The sequence below is a fragment of the Jidongwangia harbinensis genome (assembly GCF_020216025.1).
Classification (GTDB): Bacteria; Actinomycetota; Actinomycetes; order Mycobacteriales; family Micromonosporaceae; genus Actinoplanes; species Actinoplanes harbinensis.
Window position 1 is genome coordinate 211256 of the sequence record NZ_JAIWNC010000012.1, and the last position, 19022, is coordinate 230277.

Genomic DNA, 19022 nt, shown 5'->3' on the forward strand with positions numbered 1-19022 from the left:
CCGCATCGCAACCGTCGAGGAGCACCGCCATGCCTCCTTCGCCGCCCGCCCCGGCATCCGGAACCGCCGGCCAACCGTCACCCTCGGTGAGCGTCGTCCTCGCGCCCCGAAACGAACCGCACGATCTGCCCCGGGTCCTGGCCGGGCTGCCGCCGGTGCACGAGGTGATCGTCGTGGACGACGGCACGGTCTCCGGGTACGGACCCGGCGTACGCGTGCTGCCACCCGCCCGTGGCGGCCCCGGTCACGCCCTGGCCCGCGGATTCGCCGCGAGTACCGGCGACGTCGTGGTCACCCTGGCGGCCGACGGCAGCGCCGACCCGGGCGAGCTGCCCCGGTTCGTCGAGGCGCTGCGGGCCGGCGCGGACGTGGTACACGGATCGCGATACCGGCCCGGCGGCGGCGACCTCGTCGGCGGCCGGCTGGACCGGTTCCTCAACGCGCTGCTGTGCCGGCTGGTCAACCTCCTGTTCGGCGCCCGGTTCACCGACGTCGGATCGGGCTACCACGCCTACTGGCGGGCCGTCCTGCCGGTGCTCGACCTGCCGGCCGTAGACCTGCCGGACCGGCGCCGCGGAACACCCGCGTGGGGCGACGGGCCGGAGATCGACCCGTTGCTGGCCGTCCGGGCGGCGGCGCAGGGCCTGCGGGTGGTCGAGGTGTCCAGCGTCGGCTATCCGCGCCGGTCCGGCCCGCAGCCCGCGCGCCGGCCCGCCCTGCGGGCGCTGCGCACCGTGCTCCGCGAATGGCGGCGCCACCGGTCCGGCCCCCCGGTCCCGGCGCGCCTCGGGCCGGACCGCCGGGAGACGACCGGATCCCGGTACGCGAACCCGTCCGGCGCCGCGTCCCGCTTCCCCACGAATCCCGCCCCGGCAACCGGCGGCAGCCTGTACGACACGCTCACCGGCATCGGTTACGACCGCAGCGCCGCCCGCCAGGAGACCACCGGCGGCGTCCGGTACCCGACGTCCCCGCGACGCTCCACCCGCGACGGAACACCGGCCGGCCGGCACGCCGCACCGGGCGACCCGGCCGTGCACCGGCTCGATCCGGGCGACTCCGGCGTGCACCACCTGCACCCGGCCGCCTCGGGCCCCCACCACCTGTACTCGGCCAGCTCCGGCCCGCACCAGGCCGATCCCGCCGACTCCGGCGTGCACCGGCTCGAGCCGGACGACTCCGGCGTGCACCAGCTCGAGCCGGACGACCGCCGGCGCCGGGCCGGGGCGGTCTACGGCACCGGTGTACCGGAGATCGGCGGCCGGCGGCGGCGGTTCGAGCCGGACGACCGGCTGCTGAACCCCGCGCCCCCGCGCGAGGTCGGCGGCGGCCGGCGCCGGCTGGAGTACCGGGAACGGCATCCCGGACGGCCGGAACTCACCGTCATCCCGGGCGACGGCGGTGAGCCCGGGACGGCACCGGACCGGACCACCCACCTGCGCGCCCTGCCCGGTGACCGGCACCGCCGATGAGCCGGTCGACGAACCCCGGGCCGCCGGATCCGCGCACCCTGCTGCAGGCCCGTTCCGGTGACCGGCCGTGGCCCGGCGAACCGGCCTGGCACCGTCGCGGCGGGCGCCCCCCGGCGGCGGACCCGGTGGCCAACGTGCCGCGGCCGCGGGACCCGGTGGCCAACGTGCCGCGGCCCCGGGACCCGGTGCACCCCACCGCCGTCCCGCCCGCGCCGGAGCCGGCCGCCGAGCCGCGCGAGCCGACGCTGGTGCTCGAGGTGGATCTGCGCGAGCCGCTGCCGGACATCGCCGGCGGCGCCGTCACCCGGGTCTGGATGCTGCTCCGGGTCGGCGGTGTGGCGGTCGGCGAGCTGCTGCTCGGCGTACCCGAGAACGGTCTTCGGGGTGCCGACATCGGCGTCGCGATCGCGGCGCGGATCGGGGCGCAGCGACGCGGGGCCCCGATGTCCAGCGACGCTCAGCCGCGGTCGCGCAGGCGGGGCAACACCTCGTCGCTGTAGAGCCGCAGGAACCGGTCCTGGTCCGGGCCCGGCGCGTGGAACACCAGGTGCTTGAACCCCATGTCGAGATACTCGGCGACCTTGGCGGCGTGCTCGGCCGGGTCGGACGAGACGATCCACCGGGTCGCGGTCCGCTCGACCGGCAGGGCGTCGGCCCGGCGCTGCATCTCCACCGGGTCCTCCACGCCGGTCTTCTCCTCCGGCGACAGCGCCAGCGCACCCCAGTACCGGGTGTCGTTGCGGGCCTTCTCCAGGTCCGGATCGAACGACACCTTGACCTCGATCAGCAGGTCCAGGTCGTCGACCGTGCGGTCCGCCTTGCCGGCCCCCTCGGCGACGGCCGGCAGGAGCGTGTCGGTGTACAGCTCGTGACCCTTGCCGCTGGTGGTGATGAAGCCGTCCGCGACGCGGCCGGCCAGACGGGTGGCGGCCGGGCCGGACGCGCCGATGTACAGCGGCACCGGCCGTTCCGGCTTGTCGTACACGGTGGCGTGCTCGGTGCGGTAGTAGGTGCCCTCGAAGCTGACCCGCTCCTCGGTCCACAACCGCTTGATCAGCGTCACCGCCTCCTTGAGGCGGGCGAAGCGTTCCTTGCCGTCCGGCCAGACCGTGCCCAGCGGGACCTCGTTGAGCGACTCCCCCGACCCGACGCCGAGCACCACCCGGCCGGGCGCCAGGCAGCCGAGGGTGGCGAACGCCTGCGCCACGACGGCCGGGTGGTAGCGGAACGTCGGGGTGAGCACGCTGGTGCCGATCAGCACCCGTTCGGTACGGGCGGCGAGCGCACCCAGCCAGGGCAGCGCCGCCGGGGCGTGGCCACCGTCGTGCCGCCACGGCTGCAGGTGGTCGCTGACGAAGACCGAGTCGAAGCCGAGCCGTTCCGCCTGGACGCCGTAGCCGAGCAGTTCCGCGGGCGGGAACTGTTCCGCCGATGCCTTATACCCGAACCGAATCATGGATCCGACTCTAGCCCGCGGCGCGGTACGCCCGGCCGGCCTGCGTCGGGGTGGAGCCGTCCCGGTACAGCCCGAACTGCACGCTGTCGCCGACCGCCGGCAGGCCGAACCAGGCGTACCGCTCGACGTAGGAACGGCGTTCCATCCCCTTGGTGGAGCCGGCGATGAACGCGGCCGCCTGGGCGCCGGTCGGGTACTTCGGGGAGCCGGTGAAGTTCATCAGGCCGTACTCGGTCACCCAGATCGGCAGGCCGTACCGGTCGTGCACGGCGTCGACGTAGGAGAGGAACTGCCCGACCGCGGCGGCGCTGAAGTCGGAGCCGTACCAGTGCAGTGTGATGAAGTCGACCCGCAGGTCGTTGCGTTTCGCGCCGGCCATGAAGCGGTCCAGCCAGCCGCCGTCGGTGTCCCCGCCGAACGCCACCGCCGGGCTGCCCAGCCGCATGCCGGTGGCCTCCAGCCGGGGCCAGAGTTCCAGCGCGCGCTCCACCGTCATGTCGGCCTGGCCGTCCATGTCCGGCTCGTTGAAGCCGAGCAGGACCTCGCCTTCCCGCTTCGCCTTGGCCAGGGTGCCGTCCACCGCGTTGTCCGCGCCCCAGACCATCGGGACGAACTCGACCCCGGACGGGCCGGGCATGTCGTCGTCGGCCGGTGACCAGTTGTAGTACCAGCCGGCGCCGACGTCGTCGAGCGCGGCCTTGACGCCGGCGAACTGCCAGACGCCGACCCCCTTCTTCACCGAGGTACGCGCGGCCGGTGCCGCCGCCTTCGGCCGGGGCTTGCGGGTGGTCCGGCTCGGCGTGGCGCTGGGCGAGGGCTTGGCGGACGTCGCGACCGGTGCCGGCGCCGGGCGGCTGAGCCGCGGGGCGGGTGCACCGGTGGACAGCACGGCGGCCTGGGTGACCGGCTGCGGACCGGAGTTCTGGTGGACGACCACGGCCGCGCCGCCGCCGGCCACCGCGGTGGTGGCCAGGACCGCGGTGAGTACCCGCCGGGACACGCCCACGGCCGCCTTCGCCGCGATCTTGCCGGCCAGCGCCTGGCCGGCACCGGATCCGCCGGCGGTGGCGCCGCTGCCGGCCGTCAGGCCGCCGGTCACCCCGAAGGCGTGCGGCAGCGGCACGAGGGCCATGCCGGCCAGCAGCCGTTCCGCCGCCACCAGACCGGACCAGGCCGGTGCGCAGTGCCGGCAGTCGCGGGTGTGCCGGGCGATCCGCTTGCGCCACAGCGCGCCCGGCCGGCCGTCCCAGTCCGCGAGCATCGGCCGCAGGTCCGGGCAGGGCGGCGTGGCGGCCAGCGCGCGTACCACCGCCCGCGCGGTCTCCAGCTGGCCCTTCATCCGCTGGACCCGGACCGCCGCGTGCTGGCGGCTGACGTCCAGGGCCGTCACGATCTCGTCCCGGGTCAGCTCGCCGGACGCCTCCAGCCACCACAGCGACAGCAGTTCCCGGTTCTCCTCGTCCAGCCAGCGGGTCGCCTCGGCGGTCTCCCGCCGTTGCCCGGACAGCTCCAGCCGGGTGATGGCCAGGTCGGTGAAGTCGGCGCCGGGGTCGCGCAGGTCCTCGGGCAGCAGCACGTCCGCGGTGCCGCGCCGGGACCGGAAGCGCTCGCGGATCTGCCGCACGGTGATCGCCACCAGCCAGGACCGGAACGCGTCCGGCTCGCGCAGATCGCCGAGATTCCGCAGCACCCGCACCATCACGTCCTGCACCACGTCGTCGGTGTCGGCGTGACCGTCCAGGGCCCGGCCGACGATCGTGTAGACCAGCGGCAGGTACCCGGCGACCAGCCGGTCGACCGCGGCCGGGTCGCCGGCGCGGGCGGCGACCACCGTCGCGGTGTCGGGTTGTTGCGGCATGTGCTGACCTTCCCGTGGTGCGGCTGTGCACGGCGGCCGGGTTCCGGCCGCCGCAAGGGGAGACGCGTCGGCCCCCACCCGATAACACGAATTCCGCCGCGCCACGGATGAGCGAGGTTCGCCCCCGCTGGATTAGCGGACGCGGTGCGCGGGCACAGAGAGGACACCGTACGTCGCCGATCAATGCGAGAGGAGCTGGCACGGATGCGCATGTCGGTACGGCTCAATCTGCCGCTCGAGGCCGACAGTGTGCCCACCGTGCGGCGGCTGCTGCGATGCGCACTGAACCTGCTGCACGTGGACCGGCAGTCCGGGGCCGATCTGGAGATCGCGCTGACCGAGGCGTGCGCCAACGTGGTGAAGCACGCGGCCGGGGCGGACAAGTTCGAGGTACGGCTCGACGTCGGCGAGGACCACTGCGCGATCGACGTGCTGGACAACGGGTCGGGCTTCGACGCCGCCGCGGTGCCCGCCGCCCCCGCCGCGGACAGCGACCGTGGCCGCGGGCTGTTCCTGATCAGGGCGCTCGGCGAGAACGTCCGGCTGCAGTCCACCCCGCGCAGCGGCAGCCTCATCCACTTCGAGAAGTCCTTCGCCTGACGCGGCCCTCCGGGGCGGATCCACCGGCACCGGTGGCTCTATTATTCTTGCCCCACGGCAAATATTGCGTTTCGCGTACGAGGAGTCCCCCGTGTCCGACCGTCCATCGCCCGTCGGCGCACTGCTGCGCGCGGCGCCGCCCGACCGCCTCCCCGAGGTGGTGTCGGAGCACCTGCGCCGGCATTTCGCCGCCGCCGAGGTCGAGGTGCTGCTCGGCGATCTGACGCTCACCGGCGTCCGGCCGGTCCTGGACCCGGACGGCGTCGACGGCGGACCGGCGGCGATGCGGTGCTTCGGCAGCCAGCGCCCGGTGGTGGACGGCACACCGGACGGCGCCGGCCGGACGCACCTGCCGCTGACCGCCTGGGGTGAACGCCTCGGCGTGCTGGCCGTCGAAACCGCCCGGCCGCCGGACCAGGAACTGACCGATCAGCTCGCCGGCATCGCCGACGAACTCGCCGTCGCGCTGCGGGCGGCCGACCGGGACACCGACCGGTACCGCCGGGTCCAGCGCCGGGAACGCCTGACCATGGCGGCCGAACTGCAGTGGGAACTGCTGCCGGGGCGGTCGCTCGGCGACGAACGGTTCCTGGTGGCGGGACAGCTGGAACCGGCGTACGACGTGCACGGCGACCACTTCGACTGGGCCGTCACCGGCGACCGGCTGACCGTTACCGTGCTCAACGGCTTCGGTGCCGGGCTGGAGGCGGCACTGCTCACCACGGTCGCGGTGAACGCCATGCGCAACGCCCGCCGGGCCGGCGCCAACATCGTCGAACAGGCCGAGCTGGCGTCCGACGCGGTGCACTCGTGCCACGGCGGCGACCGGCACGCGGCCACCCTGCTGCTCGAGATCGACCTGGTGAGTGGCCAGGTGGACGCGGTGGACGCCGGCTCGCCGCGCGCCATGATCATGCGTGGCGGTGAGCCCCGCACGGTGAACCTGGAGCAGCAGCTGCCGCTCGGCATGTTCGCCGAGAGCCGCTACGAGATCCAGCGGTTCCAGCTCGAACCGGGCGACCGCCTGCTCGTGGTCAGCGACGGGGTGCACGCCGCGGCGCCCGGCGGCAGCCCACCGTTCGGCGAGTCCGGCCTGCTGCGGGCGTTGCGCGGGGCGCGGCTGCAACCGGCCACCGAGGCGGTCGGTACGGTGATGCGCGGACTGCGTGAACACCACGCCGGCCGCGACCCGGCCGACGACGCGGTGACGGTCTGCCTCGACTGGCGGCGCTGAACCGGCGCCGATCGGGAAACCACGCTTGAGTCCCGCCCCCAGTGGGTAGGGCTGGCGGGCAACCTTCTCACCTGAACACAGGGGACCGGCATGGAGCGCGTCTCGGGTGCCGCCGCGGCGGTGGAATCAACCGTGGAATCGCTGCTCGCCGTGCTCGACGGTGCCCGGCTGGCGCAGTCACCGGCGGTACCGCCGGCCCAGTTGCGGGTACTCAGCATCGTGTCCCGCAACCGGCACACCAACATGAGCCGCCTGGCCGAGGCGCTCGACGTGGTGCCGTCCTCGGCGAGCCGGCTGTGCGACCGGCTGGAGGCCACCGGCCTGCTCCGCCGGGTGCCCGATCCGCGGGACCGCCGGGAGGTGCGGCTGCTGCTCACCGCCGCGGCCCGCCGGCTGCTGGCGGATCTCCGGGAACGGCGCCGGCACGCGCTGGCCGAGGTGCTGGACCGGATGACCGCCCAGGACCGGGACGATCTGGTCCGCGCGCTGGCCGCCTTCGACGCCGCGGTGCCCGCCGCCGGCCGGGCCGCCGACGAGGACCTTCGTTCCGCCTGATCAATTGGGTACGGTGTCGCCCGTGCGTATCGGCATCGTGATCCTCCCCGACCAACGCTGGTCCGTGGCCGGCCGCCGCTGGCAGCGCGCCGAGCAGTACGGCTTCGACCACGCCTGGACGTACGACCATCTCGGCTGGCGCGACCTGGCGGACGGGCCCTGGTTCGACGCCGTACCGACGCTGACCGCGGCCGCGATGGTGACCCGCCGGATCCGGCTCGGCACGTTCGTGGCCTCGCCCAACTTCCGGCACCCGGTGCACTTCGCCCGCGAGGTCACCGCGCTGGACGACATCTCCGAGGGCCGGCTGCTGCTCGGGGTGGGCGCGGGCGGCATCGGGTTCGACTCGGCCGTCCTGGGCCGGCCGGAACTCACCCCGCGGCAGCGGGTGGACCGGTTCGCCGAGTTCCTGGAACTGCTGGACGGCCTGCTCCGCACGGACCGGGTCACCTGGTCCGGTTCGTACTTCGCCGCGGTGGACGCGCGCAGCACACCCGGACCGGTGCAGCGCCCGAGGCCGCCGTTCGTGGTCGCCGCCAACGGTCCCCGGGCGCTCGGCCTGGCCGCGCGGTACGGCGACGGCTGGGTCACCACCGGCGCCCAGGCGCCGGACGACGAGGAGGCGTGGTGGGCGTCCGTGGCCACCGCGGCGAGCCGCTTCGACGCGGCCCTGGCCGACGCCGGCCGACCGGCCGGCGCGGTGGCCCGTTATCTGAACCTGGATTCGTCGCCGGTGTTCTCGATGAGCAGCACCGACGCATTCACCGACGCCGTGGGCCGGGCCGCGGCACTCGGTTTCACCGATGTGGTGGCGCACTGGCCACGGGCGTCGAGTTGGTACGCCGGGGATGAGAAGGTGCTGGAATCGGTGGCCGGGCTCCTCCCCCGGCTGCGCGCGCTATAGACGCTTAATACGGCTGTCGCGGGTTCGTTAAACGGATGTGTCAGCGCCGGTGTGCTGAGCGGTACGCGTCGCTCACGCTCTGTGGAATACGACCACGCTCGGAGATCTGGTGTCCGTTCTGGGCCGCCCACTCCCGAATCGCCTTGTTCTCGTCGCGGCTGCTCGCCGTGCGCCCGGCGCCCACCGTGGCGGCGTGACGCTGGCCGCGGCCCGAACCGCTCCGGCCGACCCGGGTGCCGGCGTTGATGAACGGGTCCAGCGCCTTGCGCAGCTTTCCGGCATTGGCATCGGAAAGGTCGATCGTGTAGCTCGTCCCGTCCAGACTGAACTCGACCGTCCGATCGGCCTTCTTTCCGTCCAGATCGTCGATGAGAGTGGTGATTACCTGCCGCGCCATGACGACTCCCGTGGGTTTTGCGAATAGCCGCGCTCAGTGTCACCCGAGTGCACCATCCGGCGCAACTCTTCCTGCGGATCCCGCAATTCTTTTTTCGCGCCAGGTGGATCACCGCATTAATTGCTCGGGTATTCGGGGGAATGGACCGGGCGCCCGGAGACCGATCGCGGACCGGAAAACCCGGTTGGCCGTCACCGCGCGGATGCCGTTAGGGTCGTCGGCATGGAGGACGAGCGCGCCGCCTGGCACGAACAACGCCGGCAGGCCGTCGCCGGACACGCCGCCGCGCTGGAGGCCGGCCGCGCCGCGGAGGCGCAGCAGGCCGCGGCACTGCTGGCCGACTTCGTCCGGCAGGCGGGCGAACGCGGCCTCGCCCCGTCGGTGCTGCGGGCCCGCTCGTTCGACGGCCGCACCAGCTACCGCACCACCCTCCGCGGCTGGTATCTGAAGGCCAACCGATCCGTCGCGGTGGGCGCGGACGGCGCCTACTACGTGCTGACCGTCCCGTCGTCGCTCCGCGCCCGGTTCGCCGGTGCGGAGGTGTCACCGAGCACGCCGCGCCTGGTGGTCGGCGCCGGCGGCGGGGACGGCGAGACCGTGCCGCTGGCACAGTTGCTGCAACGCCGCCTCGACGCGGGAACCACCTGGCCGTGATGCGTGGCATCACCGCGGCCCCGGCCCGCTGGCGTGTCCCGGCCCGCTGGCGTGTCCCGGCGGCGGCACTGACCGCGGCCACGCTTGCGCTGCCGGCCGCGCCGGCGCCCGCGGCCGCCGTTCCCCCGCCGGCCGCCGCACCACCGGCCACTGCCGTCGCACAGCGGCTCACTGCCGCCGCACCACCGCTCGCCGCCGCACCACCGCTCGCCGCCGCACCACCGCTCACCGCCGCACCACCGCTCACCGCCGCACCACCGCTCGCCGCCGCCGGACCGCTCGCTGCCGCCGGACCGCTGCCGGTGACCGGCGTCGCGGCCGGCCGGAGGGCGACCGTGCCCTGCCCGCGCCCCAAGGTCGCGCCGCCGCCCGGCCGCCCGCCACGGCCCACCCCGCCCAAGGACGACCCGGTCCTGCGCGCCGTCGGCGGGGACGCCCTGGCCACCGACGGCCTGGTCATTCCGGCCGGGGCACCGGCCCCACCGGCGGTGACCGCGACCAGCTGGCTGGTGGCCGACCTGGACACCGGCGAGGTGCTGGGCGGCTGCGGCCCACACGCCTACGCGACCCCGGCCAGCGTCCAGAAGCTCCTGCTCGCCGCGACCGCGCTGCCCCGGCTCAACCCGAGGACGACCGTCACGATCACCACCGGCGACCTGGAGATCGAGCCCGGCAGTTCGGCCGTCGGCCTGGTTCGCGGCGGCAGGTATCCGGTGTCCACGCTGTGGCTCGGCCTGCTCCTCAACTCGGGCAACGACGCCGCCAACGCGCTGGCCCGGCTGGCCGGCGGCGACGGCGGCGTGGCGGCGACCATTGCCGAGATGAATGCGCTGGCGAAACGGCTCGGCGCGTTCCAGACCCATGCGGTCACTCCGTCGGGCCTGGACGGCCCGGGTCAGTTCACCAGCGCGTACGACCTGGCGCTGATCGCCCGGGTGTGCTTCGAGCGGGACGACTTCCGCCGGTACGCGCTCACCCGGAACGCCCGCATGCCGGCGCAGAAGGCGCTGAAGAAGGGCGGCTTCCAGTTCCAGAACGAGAACAAACTGATCTACAACTATGCCGGCGCGCTGGGCGGCAAGACCGGCTTCACCAAGCTGGCCCGGCACAGCTATGTCGGCGCGGCGCGGCGCGGTGACCGCCGGCTGGTGGTGACGCTGCTCGGCGCGGAGGCCCGTCCACTGCGCGGCTGGCAGCAGGGCGCGGCGCTGCTGGACTGGGGCTTCGCGCAGCCGAAGGGCGCCGCGGTCGGCAAACTGGTCGAGCCGGACGGCGCGGACCAGGCCGGTACCGCGACGGCCGGCGACGTACCTCCGCGGTCGACGCCGGACGACGACCGTCCGGTCACGCCGGCCGCGGCCCGGGACGCGCCGTCGCGCCTGCTGTCCCTGGCCGCGGCGGCCACGGTCGCGGTGGTCCTGGCGGCCACGCCGCTGCTGCTCCTGCTGACCCAGCGCCGCCGGCAGCGCATCCGCCGCCGCCCCGGCGGCCAGCTCCCCCGCTGAGCCATCCCACCCGCCACCCAGCCGGCCCACCTGGCCCGCCGCCGGTCAGCCACCCCGCCCGCCACCGGCCCACCGGCCGGGCAGCCGCGCAGCCGGGCGGCCCGCCGCGCAGCCGGGCGGCCCGCCGGGCGGGCGTCAGGTTGCCAGCAGGCCGAAGACCCAGACCACCGCGATGGCCAGCGCCGCCGCGAACTCCACCAGCATCGCCAGCCCGACCGCGGTCAGCGCGCCACGGGTGGACGGCCAGGCCTGGCCCGCCCCGAGCCGGGTCCGTTCCGCGAGCCAGATGCCGAGCACGAAACCGAGCACCAGCCCCACCACGGGCACCACGAAGAACCCGATCAGCCCGAGCACACCGCCGGCCAGCAGCGAGGACGTCGGCACGCCGGTGTCCTTGAGGCGCTTGCCGGGCCAGGCGTACTTCACCACGATGCCCGCCAGCGCAACCACGCTGGCCAGGGCGAACACCACCCAACGGCCGCTGCCGGCGTCGCTCAGGGCCGCCCAGAACAGGACGCCGAGCCAGCACAGGATCAGGCCGGGCAGCACCGGGATCAGCACGCCCAGCACGCCGACCAGAATGGTGAGGCCGGCGACGATGGTGACGGTGGTGCCGCTGTCGCTGAGATCCATGGCGTTCACCCTGCCCCAGCGCCCCGCTTCCCTCAACCAGGCCCGCCGACCCGCGCCGAGCCGGACACCGGCACCGACCGGCCTCGCCCGCCCCGGAGCAAGACCGAATCGAACCGGCCGAACGCCCCGGACCGAATCCGCCGGAGCGCCCCGAATCGAACCGGCCGGATGCCTCATCCCGGCCGGCCGGCCGCCGATGGACAACCCGTGCCGCCGACCCCCCGGTGGCCGACGTCCGCGGAGGTACAGATGCGCAGCGTGCTCGCGGTCGGCGCCTATCCCGGCGACATCGAGACCGGCTGCGCGGCCACGCTGGCCGCCCATCGCGCGGCCGGTGATTCGGTCACCATGCTGGTGCTGTCCGGCGACCCGGCCGAGACCTCGGCCCGCGCACTCGACTGCCTGCTGGTGGCGGGCAAGACCGACACCGAGGTACGCGCCGACGCGGTCACCATCGCCGCCATCGAGAACGTGATCACCGGGGTGGACGCCGACGTGATCTACCTACCGGCCCCGGACGACTCGTCGGCCGAGCACCGGGCGGCAGTGGCGGCCACGCTGTCCGCCGCCCGGCACGGCAGCCGGGTCCTGCACTACCCGGGCCCGTCGACGTTGCGCTTCGAGCCGTCGGTGTTCGTGGACGTGACCGCGTACCTCGACCGGAAGCTCGCCGTGGTCGCCGACCCGGAGGTCGCCGCGGCCTCCGCGCGCCATTTCGGCGCGCTCGCCCGGGTCCGGTACGCGGAGGCTTTCGCACCCACCCGCTTCGTCTGGGACCTGTGATCCGGGGCCGGTTCTGAAGCAACCGGTACGCAACTGTCCGCCACCGAATCCTGTACCCGGAGTCACCCAAAGTTCTCCCTTGTCAGCCGGCGCCACCCACCAGCCACGGGGTGCCGACAACACACGGGGGAACCACATGACCAGCACCGTTACGACCGATGCCGACCTTCTCGCCGACACCGCTCTGACGGCGCTCGCCGCCGACGGCGCCTCCACCGGAACGCCGGCGCTGACCGCGGCCGAGCAGGAGGACGTGATCCGCCAGCACATGCCGCTGGTGGGCCACCTCGTCCGGGACATGCTCAGCCGGATCCCCAACCACATCCACCGCGACGACCTCACCAGCGCCGGCCTGCACGCGCTGGTCACCGCGGCACGCAGCTGGGACCCGAACCGTGGCATCCCGTTCCACCGGTTCGCCGCCACCCGCATCCGCGGCGGCATCCTGGACGAGCTGCGGGCGCTGGACTGGGCCACCCGCTCGGTACGCACCAAGGCGCGGGCCACCGACGCCACCCGCCACCAGCTCACCACCACGCTGGGCCGGACCCCGACCGACGAGGAACTCGCCCAGGCGCTCGGCACCACCACGAACGACCTGCACCGCACCGGTAACGACGTGCAGCGCGCCACCGTACTGTCGCTGCAGGGTTTCACCACGGCCAGCGCCGACGACCTGGTCGCCGAGCCGTCCCCGGGCCCCGAGGACATGCTGCTGCGCCGCGAGCAGATCGGCTACCTGCACCACGCGATCGCCGCGCTGCCGGAACGGCTGCAGATCGTGGTGACCGAGTACTTCCTCAACGAGCGCCCGATGGCCGACATCGCCGCCGACCTGGGCGTCACCGAGAGCCGGATCAGTCAGCTGCGCGCGGAGGCCCTGTCGCTGCTCAAGGACGGCCTGAACACCCAGCTCGACCCCGACCTGGCGCCCGCACCGGAGAACCCGGAGTCGATCACCGCCCGCCGCCGCGCCACGTACTACGCCGCCATCGCCGGCAACACCACCCTGCACAGCCGCCTGTCCCTGACCAACACCCACGGCCACACCACCCACGCCGTCCGCATGCCGGCCGCCTGACGCCGGGCCGCCCGCCCGGCCCGGCGCGGTCCCGCGTCGCGTCGCGGTGCGGCGCGACGCGGGGTCAGGCGAGGGCGGTGAGGACCTTGGGAAGGTCGGAGGTGTGGAGGACGCCCAGGCGGCGGGTGGCCCGGGTGATCGCCACGTACAGGTCGGAGAGGCCGCGCGGGGACTCGGCGATGATCTCGTCGGGCTGGACGACGATCGTCGCGTCGAACTCCAGGCCCTTGGCCTGGCGTACCGTCATCAGAACCACCCGGTTGCGCAGGTCGGGCTGCTCGCCGACGGCCGCCTCGGGCAGCGCCGCCAGCAACTCCCGGCCCAGCGCGGCCTCCCGGCCCTCGGGGACCAGCACGCCCAGCCGTCCGTCCGCCACCTCGGCGGTCTCCCGCCGGACCGCCTCGACCAGCGCGCCGGCCAGCGCATCCGGCGCCACCCGTGCCGCCCACGGCGGCACCCCGGAGGACCGTACCGAGCGGGGTGGCTGCAGCGACGGGTCGACCGCGGCGAGGACGTCCGCGGCCACCGCCATGACCTCCGCCGGGGTGCGGTAGTTGACGGTCAGCTCGGCGAGCCGCCAGCGCTGCGCCACGTACGGCTCGAAGACCTGGTCCCAGGTGGTGGTGCCGGCCAGCTCGGAGGTCTGCGCCACGTCGCCCACCACGGTCATCGACCGGCTCGGCACCCGGCGCATGAGCAGCCGCCAGGCCATCGGCGACAGCTCCTGCGCCTCGTCCACGATGACGTGACCGAACACCCAGGTACGGTCGGTCGCCGCCCGTTCCGCCGCGGTCCGGGTGTCGATCTCCTCGTACCGTTCGGCGAACCGGCCGGCGTCGACCACGTCCACCGCCGACAGGATCTCCTCCTCGACGTCCTCGAAGTCCAGCGAGCGGGATCCGGCGACGATCTCCAGCACGCCCTCGGCGTACTCGACCGCCTGTCGCCGCCGCGCGTCCGCGGACCGCTTCCGCAACGTGTCGTCCTCGCCGAGCAGTTCGGCCAGCTCGTCGAGCAGCGGCACGTCGGCCGGCGCCCAGGCGGCGTCGTGGTCGCGCAGCAGCAGCGCCCGCTCCTCCGCGGTGAGCGTGCGGGCCGCCGAGTCCAGCCGGTCCGGGTCGCTGAGCAGTTCCCGGAGCACCCGCCGCGGGGTGAGCACCGGCCACATCTCCAGCAGCGCGGCCTGCACGTCGATGTCCTCGCGCAGCTCCCGCCGGGTCTCCGCGAGGTCCGCCTCGGAGAGCAGGTTCTCCCCGCCCAGCGGGTCGGCGCCGATCCGCTCGGCGATCTGCAGCGACAGCGCGTGGATCACCTCGGTGACGAACAGCGCGCGGGCCAGGTTGTGCGGCCGGCCGGAGCGGCGGGCCACCGCCCGGGCGTCCTCGCAGACCGCACGGTCGATCCGCAGCGGGTAGCCGTCGTGGTCGACCTCCACATAGGTCTCCGGCACGGTCTGCCAGTCGGCGACCGCCTCGGCGAGCACGTCCAGCAGGTCGGTCCGGCCCTTGAGCGCGGCGGTCGCCGGGCGTTCCACGGCACGGGCCCGTACCCCCGGGTACATGTCGCCGAGCGTGGCCAGCAGCACCCCGGTCTCGGCCAGGGACGGCAGCACCTGGGAGATGTAGCGCAGGAAGGTCGCGTTCGGACCGAGGATCAGCACACCCTGGCGGGTGAGCTGGGCCCGGTGGGCGAAGAGGAGGTACGCCGCCCGGTGCAGCGCCACCGCGGTCTTCCCGGTGCCCGGGCCGCCCTGGACCACGAGTACGCCGGCCAGCCCGGCCCGGATCACCTCGTCCTGCTCGGCCTGGATGGTCTCGACGATGTCGCGCATCCGCCCGGTACGCCCGGCGGTGAGCGCGGACAGCAGCGCCGCCTCGCCGGTCACGTCCTCCCGGCCGGCGCCGTTCCCGGCCTCGAGGTCGAGCACCTCGTCGTCGATGCCGACCAGTTCGCGGCCCCGGGTGCGCAGATGCCGGCGACGGGTCACCCCTTCGGGCGACACCGCGGTGGCGAGGTAGAACGGTCGCGCGGCGGGGGCCCGCCAGTCGATCAGCAACGGGTCGTGGTCCGGGTTCTCCGCGAACAGCCCGATCCGCCCGATGTAGCGGGGGTTCTCCGCGGTGAAATCGAGCCGGCCGAAGCACAGGCCGTTCTCCACCGAATTCATCTGCGCGAGTTGTTCCGCGTAGTGGCTGCGGGTCGCCTCCCGCTGGGACCGGCCCTGTGGCGTACCGCCGGACTCCAGCAGGATGCCGCGCAGCCTGCGGTCGGCCTGGTCACGCAGCTGGTCGAGACGCTCGTACAGCGTGGTCAGATAGGTCTGCTCGGTCCGGATGTCATCGTTCCTCGAAACGGCGGTGGAGCTTGACAAAGCCACTCCCTGTTGTGGTAGCATTCCGAGGTCGGCGACCGTTTAGGTCGCTTTTTTCGTTCTCCCGCAAACGGTCAGAATAGCCGATCGGTACGCACCACGGCAGCGGTGTGAGAACGACAACCATCGCATGGATGGGTGTCAGGAATCCGTCATCCCGCGATCGGGGCCGTTACGCCGAACGGCCCATCGGGATTAAGCCGGTCATGGACCACAACCACCCGTTCCGGCGCCCCGCCACGCTGGCCCTCGCCGCGCTCGCCGTACTCACCTTCTCCGCCGGTTGCTCCGACGACGAACCCGCCCCCGCCGGAAACGCGGCGGCCGCCGCCGTCGACGGCCCCGAACCCAAGACCATCGAGGGCGCCAAGGCGGCCGCCCAGACCGTGTTCGACCGCTTCAGCGGCGGCGACTTCGCCGGCGCCTGGGACATGTACACCGCCAGGGGCAAGCAGGCGATCAGCAAGGACGACTACGTCAAGCTGAACACCGCGTGCGCGCGCAAGGGCCTCGCCATCCAGCTGTCCAGCGCCCGGATGGAGGGCACCGACAAGGCCGTGGTGATCGCGAAGCAGCTGGTCGCGGCGCAGTCGTACACGATGGTCTACGAGGGTGACGCCTGGAAGCTGGAGCCCGCCAAGGAGGGCCTGGCGCTCTACGCCAAGGGCGTCACCCGGGCCATCGCCATCCAGAAGCGGGCCGGTACCTGCGCCAACGCCTGACCGTCCGGTCCGGCCCTCGGCGAGGGCCGGACCGGGCTACGCGGCCGCGGGCAGACCGTCCGGTCCGGTGACCGCGAGCCGGCTGGCGAGCGTCCCGCGGGTCGCGATGGCCTGGTAGTACGCCGCCCGGCGGCGCGCCACACAGCCCTGCATGTCGGTGTTCTGGCTGGCCAGCGCCGGATCCAGGTGCGTGTTCAGCCCGTCGCGCAGCAAGCCCAGGGCCTCCGAGCGCAGCTGCGACACCCGGGACTCGGTCACGCCCAGCTCCCGCGCGATCTGCGCCATCGGCCGCTCCTCGAAGAAGTACCCGACGACCACGGCCCGCAGCCGGTCCGGCAGCGCGTCGACCGCGTGCCGCAGGTAACCCAGGCGTTCCCGGCGGACCAGCAGCTCCTCCGGTCCCGGGCTGGGCTCGGTCACCAGGTCCTCGGCGCCCGCGGTGGCGAAGCCCTGCAGGCTGAAGACCACCGCACGCTGAACGTCGTCGTCCGCCGACTCGATGTCGTCGACGGTGCAGCCCAGCCGCTCCGCCACCTCCGCCGCGCTCGGGTTGCGGCCCAGCTCGGCGGTCAGTTCCTGGCGGGCCGAGTCGGTCCGCCGGGCCCGCTGCCGCACCGAGCGGCTGGCCCAGTCCAGCCCGCGCAGCTCGTCCAGGAGCGCACCGCGGATCCGGGTGGCGGCGAAACGGGGGAACGGCACGCCGCGGTCCTCGTCGAAACCACGGGCGGCGGCCACCAGCGCGGCGTACCCGGCGGACAGTAGATCGTCCCGGCTCACGTGGGCGGGAACCCGGGACAGCGTCTCCCGGACGAGGTGGCCGACCAACGGCATGTGACTGCGGACCAGGTCCTCGCGGCGGCGATCGGCAAGCGGTGCACCGGTCATGGCGTCTCCTCCGTACCGGCCGGGAGGGGGATCCCGGCGCTGAGGAAGACGGTCGGCCGCAGGGGGTGCAAATCGGGTCATTGCCGGGTGCAGCATGGTTGCGGGCGGTGGGCGCGTACACTTGATCTCGCGGCCCGCTCAGTCTTGCCTCGGGCCGCCTTCGGATCGACCACCACGCGCCGCGACCGTGTGAGTCTGCGCCGGGCAGGACGACCCTCAACGACGTACGGAGTGCTCCACTACATGACCACATTCACCGATCTCGGCGTGCCCGCGAAACTCTCCGCAGTACTGGCCGAGTTCGGCATCACGCACCCCTTCCCGATCCAGGCCGCCACGCTGCCGGACTCACTGGCCGGCCGGGACGTCCTGGGCCGGGGCCGCACCGGCTCCGGCAAGACGTACGCGTTCGCGCTGCCCGTGCTGGCCCGCCTGGCCACCAGCGGCTCGCCGCGCCGTCCGGGCCGCCCCCGCGCGCTGATCCTGGCGCCGACCCGCGAACTGGCCGGCCAGATCGACGCCACGCTGGCCCCGCTCGCCAAGGCACTCGGCCTGCGCACGCTCACCGTGTTCGGTGGCGTGGGCGCCAACCCGCAGATCAACGGCCTGCGCGCCGGCGTCGACGTGCTCGTCGCCTGCCCCGGCCGGCTCCTCGACCACCTGCAGAACGGCCACGCCAACCTGGACGCGGTCGAGATCACCGTGCTGGACGAGGCGGACCACATGGCCGACCTCGGCTTCCTGCCGGTGGTCCGGCGGCTGATGGACGCCACCCCGCGCCAGGGCCAGCGGATGCTGTTCTCCGCCACCCTGGACGGCGGCGTGGACGTGCTGGTCAAGCGCTTCATGCACAAGCCGGTCACGCACCACGTCGACGCGGCCGCCGAGGCACCGATCGAGATGGCGCACCACGTGCTGCACGTCCGCCACGACGACCGCTTCCCGGTGCTGGTCGACCTCGTCGCCGCGCCCGGCCGTACCGTGGTGTTCACCCGCACCAAGCGCCGCGCCAAGACGCTGACCCGGCAGCTCATCGCGGCCGGCGTGCCGGCCGTCGAGCTGCACGGCAACCTGGCGCAGAACGCCCGCAACCGCAACCTGGCGCAGTTCTCCGACGGCAGCGCCGAGACGCTGGTGGCCACGGACATCGCGGCGCGCGGCATCCACGTCGACGACGTCGCGCTGGTGATCCACGCCGACCCGCCGGTGGAACACAAGGCCTACCTGCACCGCTCGGGCCGGACCGCCCGGGCCGGTGCGGCCGGCACGGTCATCACGCTGATGACCGACGACCAGCAGGGCGACGTACGCGACCTGACCCGCAAGGCCGGCATCAAGCCGACCACCACGCGGGCGCGTCCCGGCGACACCGTGCTGGCCGAACTGGCCCCCGGCGAGCGGACCTACCGGACCGCACCGCCCGCCGCACCGGAGCGGCCGGAGGTCCGGCGCACCGGCACCGCCGCCGACTCGGCCTCCGGCCGGGCCGGCCAGGGCCGGCGCCGGGGCGGACGGTCCCGCAGCGGCGGCTCGGCCACCACCTCGGCCGCACCGGCCCGGGGCGGATCCCACGCGGCGGCGCCGCGGTCGGGTGCATCCCGGTCCGGGGCACCGCGTACCGGGGCAGCGCGCACCGGTGCACCCCGCACCGGGGCGGCCCGTTCCGCGGGCGGAGCCGGCGCACCGGCCCGGTCCTCCGGCGGGGCGGCGGCGTTCTCGGCCGGCACCCGCGCCGGCGGCCGCCGCGGCCACTGACCGGCTCGCGCCCACGCCGATGCGGCTGGGCCGCTGACCGGCTCCACTCGGACGCCAACCGGCGGCTCGGCCGCTGACCGGCTCCACTCGGACGCCAACCGGCGGCTCGGCCGCTGATTGTTCTGCCCCACGCCGGTGTCCGGCGTGGGGCAGCTCT

Annotated in this window: 18 protein-coding genes; 12 read left to right on the top strand and 6 right to left on the bottom strand. The window is 74.1% G+C overall.

Features of this window, described 5'->3' with window-relative positions:
* Positions 1 to 86: 86 nt before the first annotated feature.
* Both LDL48_RS18425 and LDL48_RS18430 read left to right on the top strand, forming a co-directional pair.
* Entirely contained in the window at positions 87 to 1472 is a 1386-nt protein-coding gene (locus LDL48_RS18425) for a glycosyltransferase family 2 protein (protein ID WP_225256382.1), read from the top strand.
* The gene (locus LDL48_RS18430) at positions 1469 to 1972 is read left to right on the top strand and encodes a hypothetical protein (RefSeq protein WP_225256383.1); all 504 of its coding nucleotides are present in this window, start codon (positions 1469 to 1471) and stop codon (positions 1970 to 1972) included. The genes LDL48_RS18425 and LDL48_RS18430 overlap by 4 nt, the downstream gene beginning before the upstream one ends.
* Here LDL48_RS18430 and fgd read toward each other — a convergent pair.
* Both fgd and LDL48_RS18440 read right to left on the bottom strand, forming a co-directional pair.
* Positions 1930 to 2928 carry a glucose-6-phosphate dehydrogenase (coenzyme-F420) gene (gene fgd / locus LDL48_RS18435; protein ID WP_225256384.1) on the bottom strand — a complete coding sequence of 333 codons (999 nt, stop codon included), beginning with the start codon at positions 2926 to 2928 and terminating at the stop codon, positions 1930 to 1932. The genes LDL48_RS18430 and fgd overlap by 43 nt on opposite strands.
* 10 nt (positions 2929 to 2938) lie before the next feature.
* A complete protein-coding gene (locus LDL48_RS18440; RefSeq protein ID WP_225256385.1) occupies positions 2939 to 4786 on the bottom strand; it encodes a sigma-70 family RNA polymerase sigma factor in 1848 nt (615 codons plus the stop codon).
* Between the two features lie 204 nt (positions 4787 to 4990).
* Between LDL48_RS18440 and LDL48_RS18445 the strand changes: the two genes are divergently transcribed.
* From LDL48_RS18445 to LDL48_RS18460, 4 genes are all read left to right on the top strand, one after another.
* Positions 4991 to 5386 (top strand): ATP-binding protein, encoded by a 396-nt coding sequence (locus tag LDL48_RS18445; protein WP_225256386.1) that lies wholly within the window; start codon positions 4991 to 4993, stop codon positions 5384 to 5386.
* Between the two features lie 91 nt (positions 5387 to 5477).
* Positions 5478 to 6620, top strand: a complete 1143-nt coding sequence (locus LDL48_RS18450) for a PP2C family protein-serine/threonine phosphatase (RefSeq protein WP_225256387.1) — start codon at positions 5478 to 5480, stop codon at positions 6618 to 6620.
* 90 nt (positions 6621 to 6710) lie between these two features.
* Complete coding sequence (locus LDL48_RS18455; protein ID WP_225256388.1) at positions 6711 to 7175, top strand: MarR family transcriptional regulator; 465 nt, start codon at positions 6711 to 6713, stop codon at positions 7173 to 7175.
* A gap of 4 nt (positions 7176 to 7179) precedes the next feature.
* Positions 7180 to 8079 carry an LLM class flavin-dependent oxidoreductase gene (locus LDL48_RS18460; RefSeq protein WP_225256389.1) on the top strand — a complete coding sequence of 300 codons (900 nt, stop codon included), beginning with the start codon at positions 7180 to 7182 and terminating at the stop codon, positions 8077 to 8079.
* 40 nt (positions 8080 to 8119) lie between these two features.
* Here the strand turns inward: LDL48_RS18460 and LDL48_RS18465 are convergent, their stop codons facing one another.
* Entirely contained in the window at positions 8120 to 8476 is a 357-nt protein-coding gene (locus LDL48_RS18465) for a histone-like nucleoid-structuring protein Lsr2 (RefSeq protein ID WP_225256390.1), read from the bottom strand.
* Between the two features lie 222 nt (positions 8477 to 8698).
* Here LDL48_RS18465 and LDL48_RS18470 point away from each other — a divergent pair, with 222 nt between their 5' ends.
* Positions 8699 to 9130 carry a hypothetical protein gene (locus tag LDL48_RS18470; RefSeq protein ID WP_225256391.1) on the top strand — a complete coding sequence of 144 codons (432 nt, stop codon included), beginning with the start codon at positions 8699 to 8701 and terminating at the stop codon, positions 9128 to 9130.
* On the top strand, positions 9130 to 10635 hold the full coding sequence (locus tag LDL48_RS18475) for a D-alanyl-D-alanine carboxypeptidase family protein (protein ID WP_225256452.1): 1506 nt from the start codon (positions 9130 to 9132) through the stop codon (positions 10633 to 10635). Before LDL48_RS18470 ends, LDL48_RS18475 begins: the two co-directional genes overlap by 1 nt.
* 135 nt (positions 10636 to 10770) lie before the next feature.
* Here LDL48_RS18475 and LDL48_RS18480 read toward each other — a convergent pair whose 3' ends face one another.
* Positions 10771 to 11268 carry a DUF456 domain-containing protein gene (locus tag LDL48_RS18480; protein WP_225256392.1) on the bottom strand — a complete coding sequence of 166 codons (498 nt, stop codon included), beginning with the start codon at positions 11266 to 11268 and terminating at the stop codon, positions 10771 to 10773.
* A 249-nt stretch (positions 11269 to 11517) separates the two neighbouring features.
* Here LDL48_RS18480 and LDL48_RS18485 point away from each other — a divergent pair, with 249 nt between their 5' ends.
* Both LDL48_RS18485 and LDL48_RS18490 read left to right on the top strand, forming a co-directional pair.
* Positions 11518 to 12051 carry a PIG-L deacetylase family protein gene (locus tag LDL48_RS18485; protein ID WP_225256393.1) on the top strand — a complete coding sequence of 178 codons (534 nt, stop codon included), beginning with the start codon at positions 11518 to 11520 and terminating at the stop codon, positions 12049 to 12051.
* A 136-nt stretch (positions 12052 to 12187) separates the two neighbouring features.
* Positions 12188 to 13132: a sigma-70 family RNA polymerase sigma factor gene (locus LDL48_RS18490; RefSeq protein WP_225256394.1), complete on the top strand. Its 945-nt coding sequence runs from the start codon at positions 12188 to 12190 to the stop codon at positions 13130 to 13132.
* 64 nt (positions 13133 to 13196) lie between these two features.
* Here LDL48_RS18490 and LDL48_RS18495 read toward each other — a convergent pair whose 3' ends face one another.
* Positions 13197 to 15527 carry a HelD family protein gene (locus tag LDL48_RS18495; protein WP_225256395.1) on the bottom strand — a complete coding sequence of 777 codons (2331 nt, stop codon included), beginning with the start codon at positions 15525 to 15527 and terminating at the stop codon, positions 13197 to 13199.
* 182 nt (positions 15528 to 15709) lie between these two features.
* Here LDL48_RS18495 and LDL48_RS18500 point away from each other — a divergent pair, with 182 nt between their 5' ends.
* A complete protein-coding gene (locus LDL48_RS18500) occupies positions 15710 to 16225 on the top strand; it encodes a hypothetical protein (RefSeq protein WP_225256396.1) in 516 nt (171 codons plus the stop codon).
* Between the two features lie 36 nt (positions 16226 to 16261).
* Here LDL48_RS18500 and LDL48_RS18505 read toward each other — a convergent pair whose 3' ends face one another.
* Complete coding sequence (locus tag LDL48_RS18505) at positions 16262 to 17110, bottom strand: sigma-70 family RNA polymerase sigma factor (RefSeq protein ID WP_225256397.1); 849 nt, start codon at positions 17108 to 17110, stop codon at positions 16262 to 16264.
* Between the two features lie 243 nt (positions 17111 to 17353).
* On the opposite strand from LDL48_RS18505, the gene LDL48_RS18510 reads away from it, so the two are divergent.
* Positions 17354 to 18865, top strand: a complete 1512-nt coding sequence (locus LDL48_RS18510) for a DEAD/DEAH box helicase (RefSeq protein ID WP_225256398.1) — start codon at positions 17354 to 17356, stop codon at positions 18863 to 18865.
* Positions 18866 to 19022 lie beyond the last annotated feature (157 nt).

What these genes read in the sequence shown, in the direction of transcription:
- LDL48_RS18510 (WP_225256398.1), top strand. Translation starts at nt 17,354, where the DNA reads ATGACCACATTCACCGATCTCGGCGTGCCCGCGAAACTCTCCGCAGTA.
- LDL48_RS18455 (WP_225256388.1), top strand. Translation starts at nt 6,711, where the DNA reads ATGGAGCGCGTCTCGGGTGCCGCCGCGGCGGTGGAATCAACCGTGGAA.
- LDL48_RS18495 (WP_225256395.1), bottom strand. Translation starts at nt 15,527, where the DNA reads ATGCTACCACAACAGGGAGTGGCTTTGTCAAGCTCCACCGCCGTTTCG.
- LDL48_RS18485 (WP_225256393.1), top strand. Translation starts at nt 11,518, where the DNA reads ATGCGCAGCGTGCTCGCGGTCGGCGCCTATCCCGGCGACATCGAGACC.
- LDL48_RS18465 (WP_225256390.1), bottom strand. Translation starts at nt 8,476, where the DNA reads ATGGCGCGGCAGGTAATCACCACTCTCATCGACGATCTGGACGGAAAG.
- LDL48_RS18475 (WP_225256452.1), top strand. Translation starts at nt 9,130, where the DNA reads ATGCGTGGCATCACCGCGGCCCCGGCCCGCTGGCGTGTCCCGGCCCGC.
- LDL48_RS18490 (WP_225256394.1), top strand. Translation starts at nt 12,188, where the DNA reads ATGACCAGCACCGTTACGACCGATGCCGACCTTCTCGCCGACACCGCT.
- fgd (WP_225256384.1), bottom strand. Translation starts at nt 2,928, where the DNA reads ATGATTCGGTTCGGGTATAAGGCATCGGCGGAACAGTTCCCGCCCGCG.
- LDL48_RS18480 (WP_225256392.1), bottom strand. Translation starts at nt 11,268, where the DNA reads ATGGATCTCAGCGACAGCGGCACCACCGTCACCATCGTCGCCGGCCTC.
- LDL48_RS18430 (WP_225256383.1), top strand. Translation starts at nt 1,469, where the DNA reads ATGAGCCGGTCGACGAACCCCGGGCCGCCGGATCCGCGCACCCTGCTG.
- LDL48_RS18505 (WP_225256397.1), bottom strand. Translation starts at nt 17,110, where the DNA reads ATGACCGGTGCACCGCTTGCCGATCGCCGCCGCGAGGACCTGGTCCGC.
- LDL48_RS18445 (WP_225256386.1), top strand. Translation starts at nt 4,991, where the DNA reads ATGCGCATGTCGGTACGGCTCAATCTGCCGCTCGAGGCCGACAGTGTG.
- LDL48_RS18470 (WP_225256391.1), top strand. Translation starts at nt 8,699, where the DNA reads ATGGAGGACGAGCGCGCCGCCTGGCACGAACAACGCCGGCAGGCCGTC.
- LDL48_RS18440 (WP_225256385.1), bottom strand. Translation starts at nt 4,786, where the DNA reads ATGCCGCAACAACCCGACACCGCGACGGTGGTCGCCGCCCGCGCCGGC.
- LDL48_RS18500 (WP_225256396.1), top strand. Translation starts at nt 15,710, where the DNA reads ATGGACCACAACCACCCGTTCCGGCGCCCCGCCACGCTGGCCCTCGCC.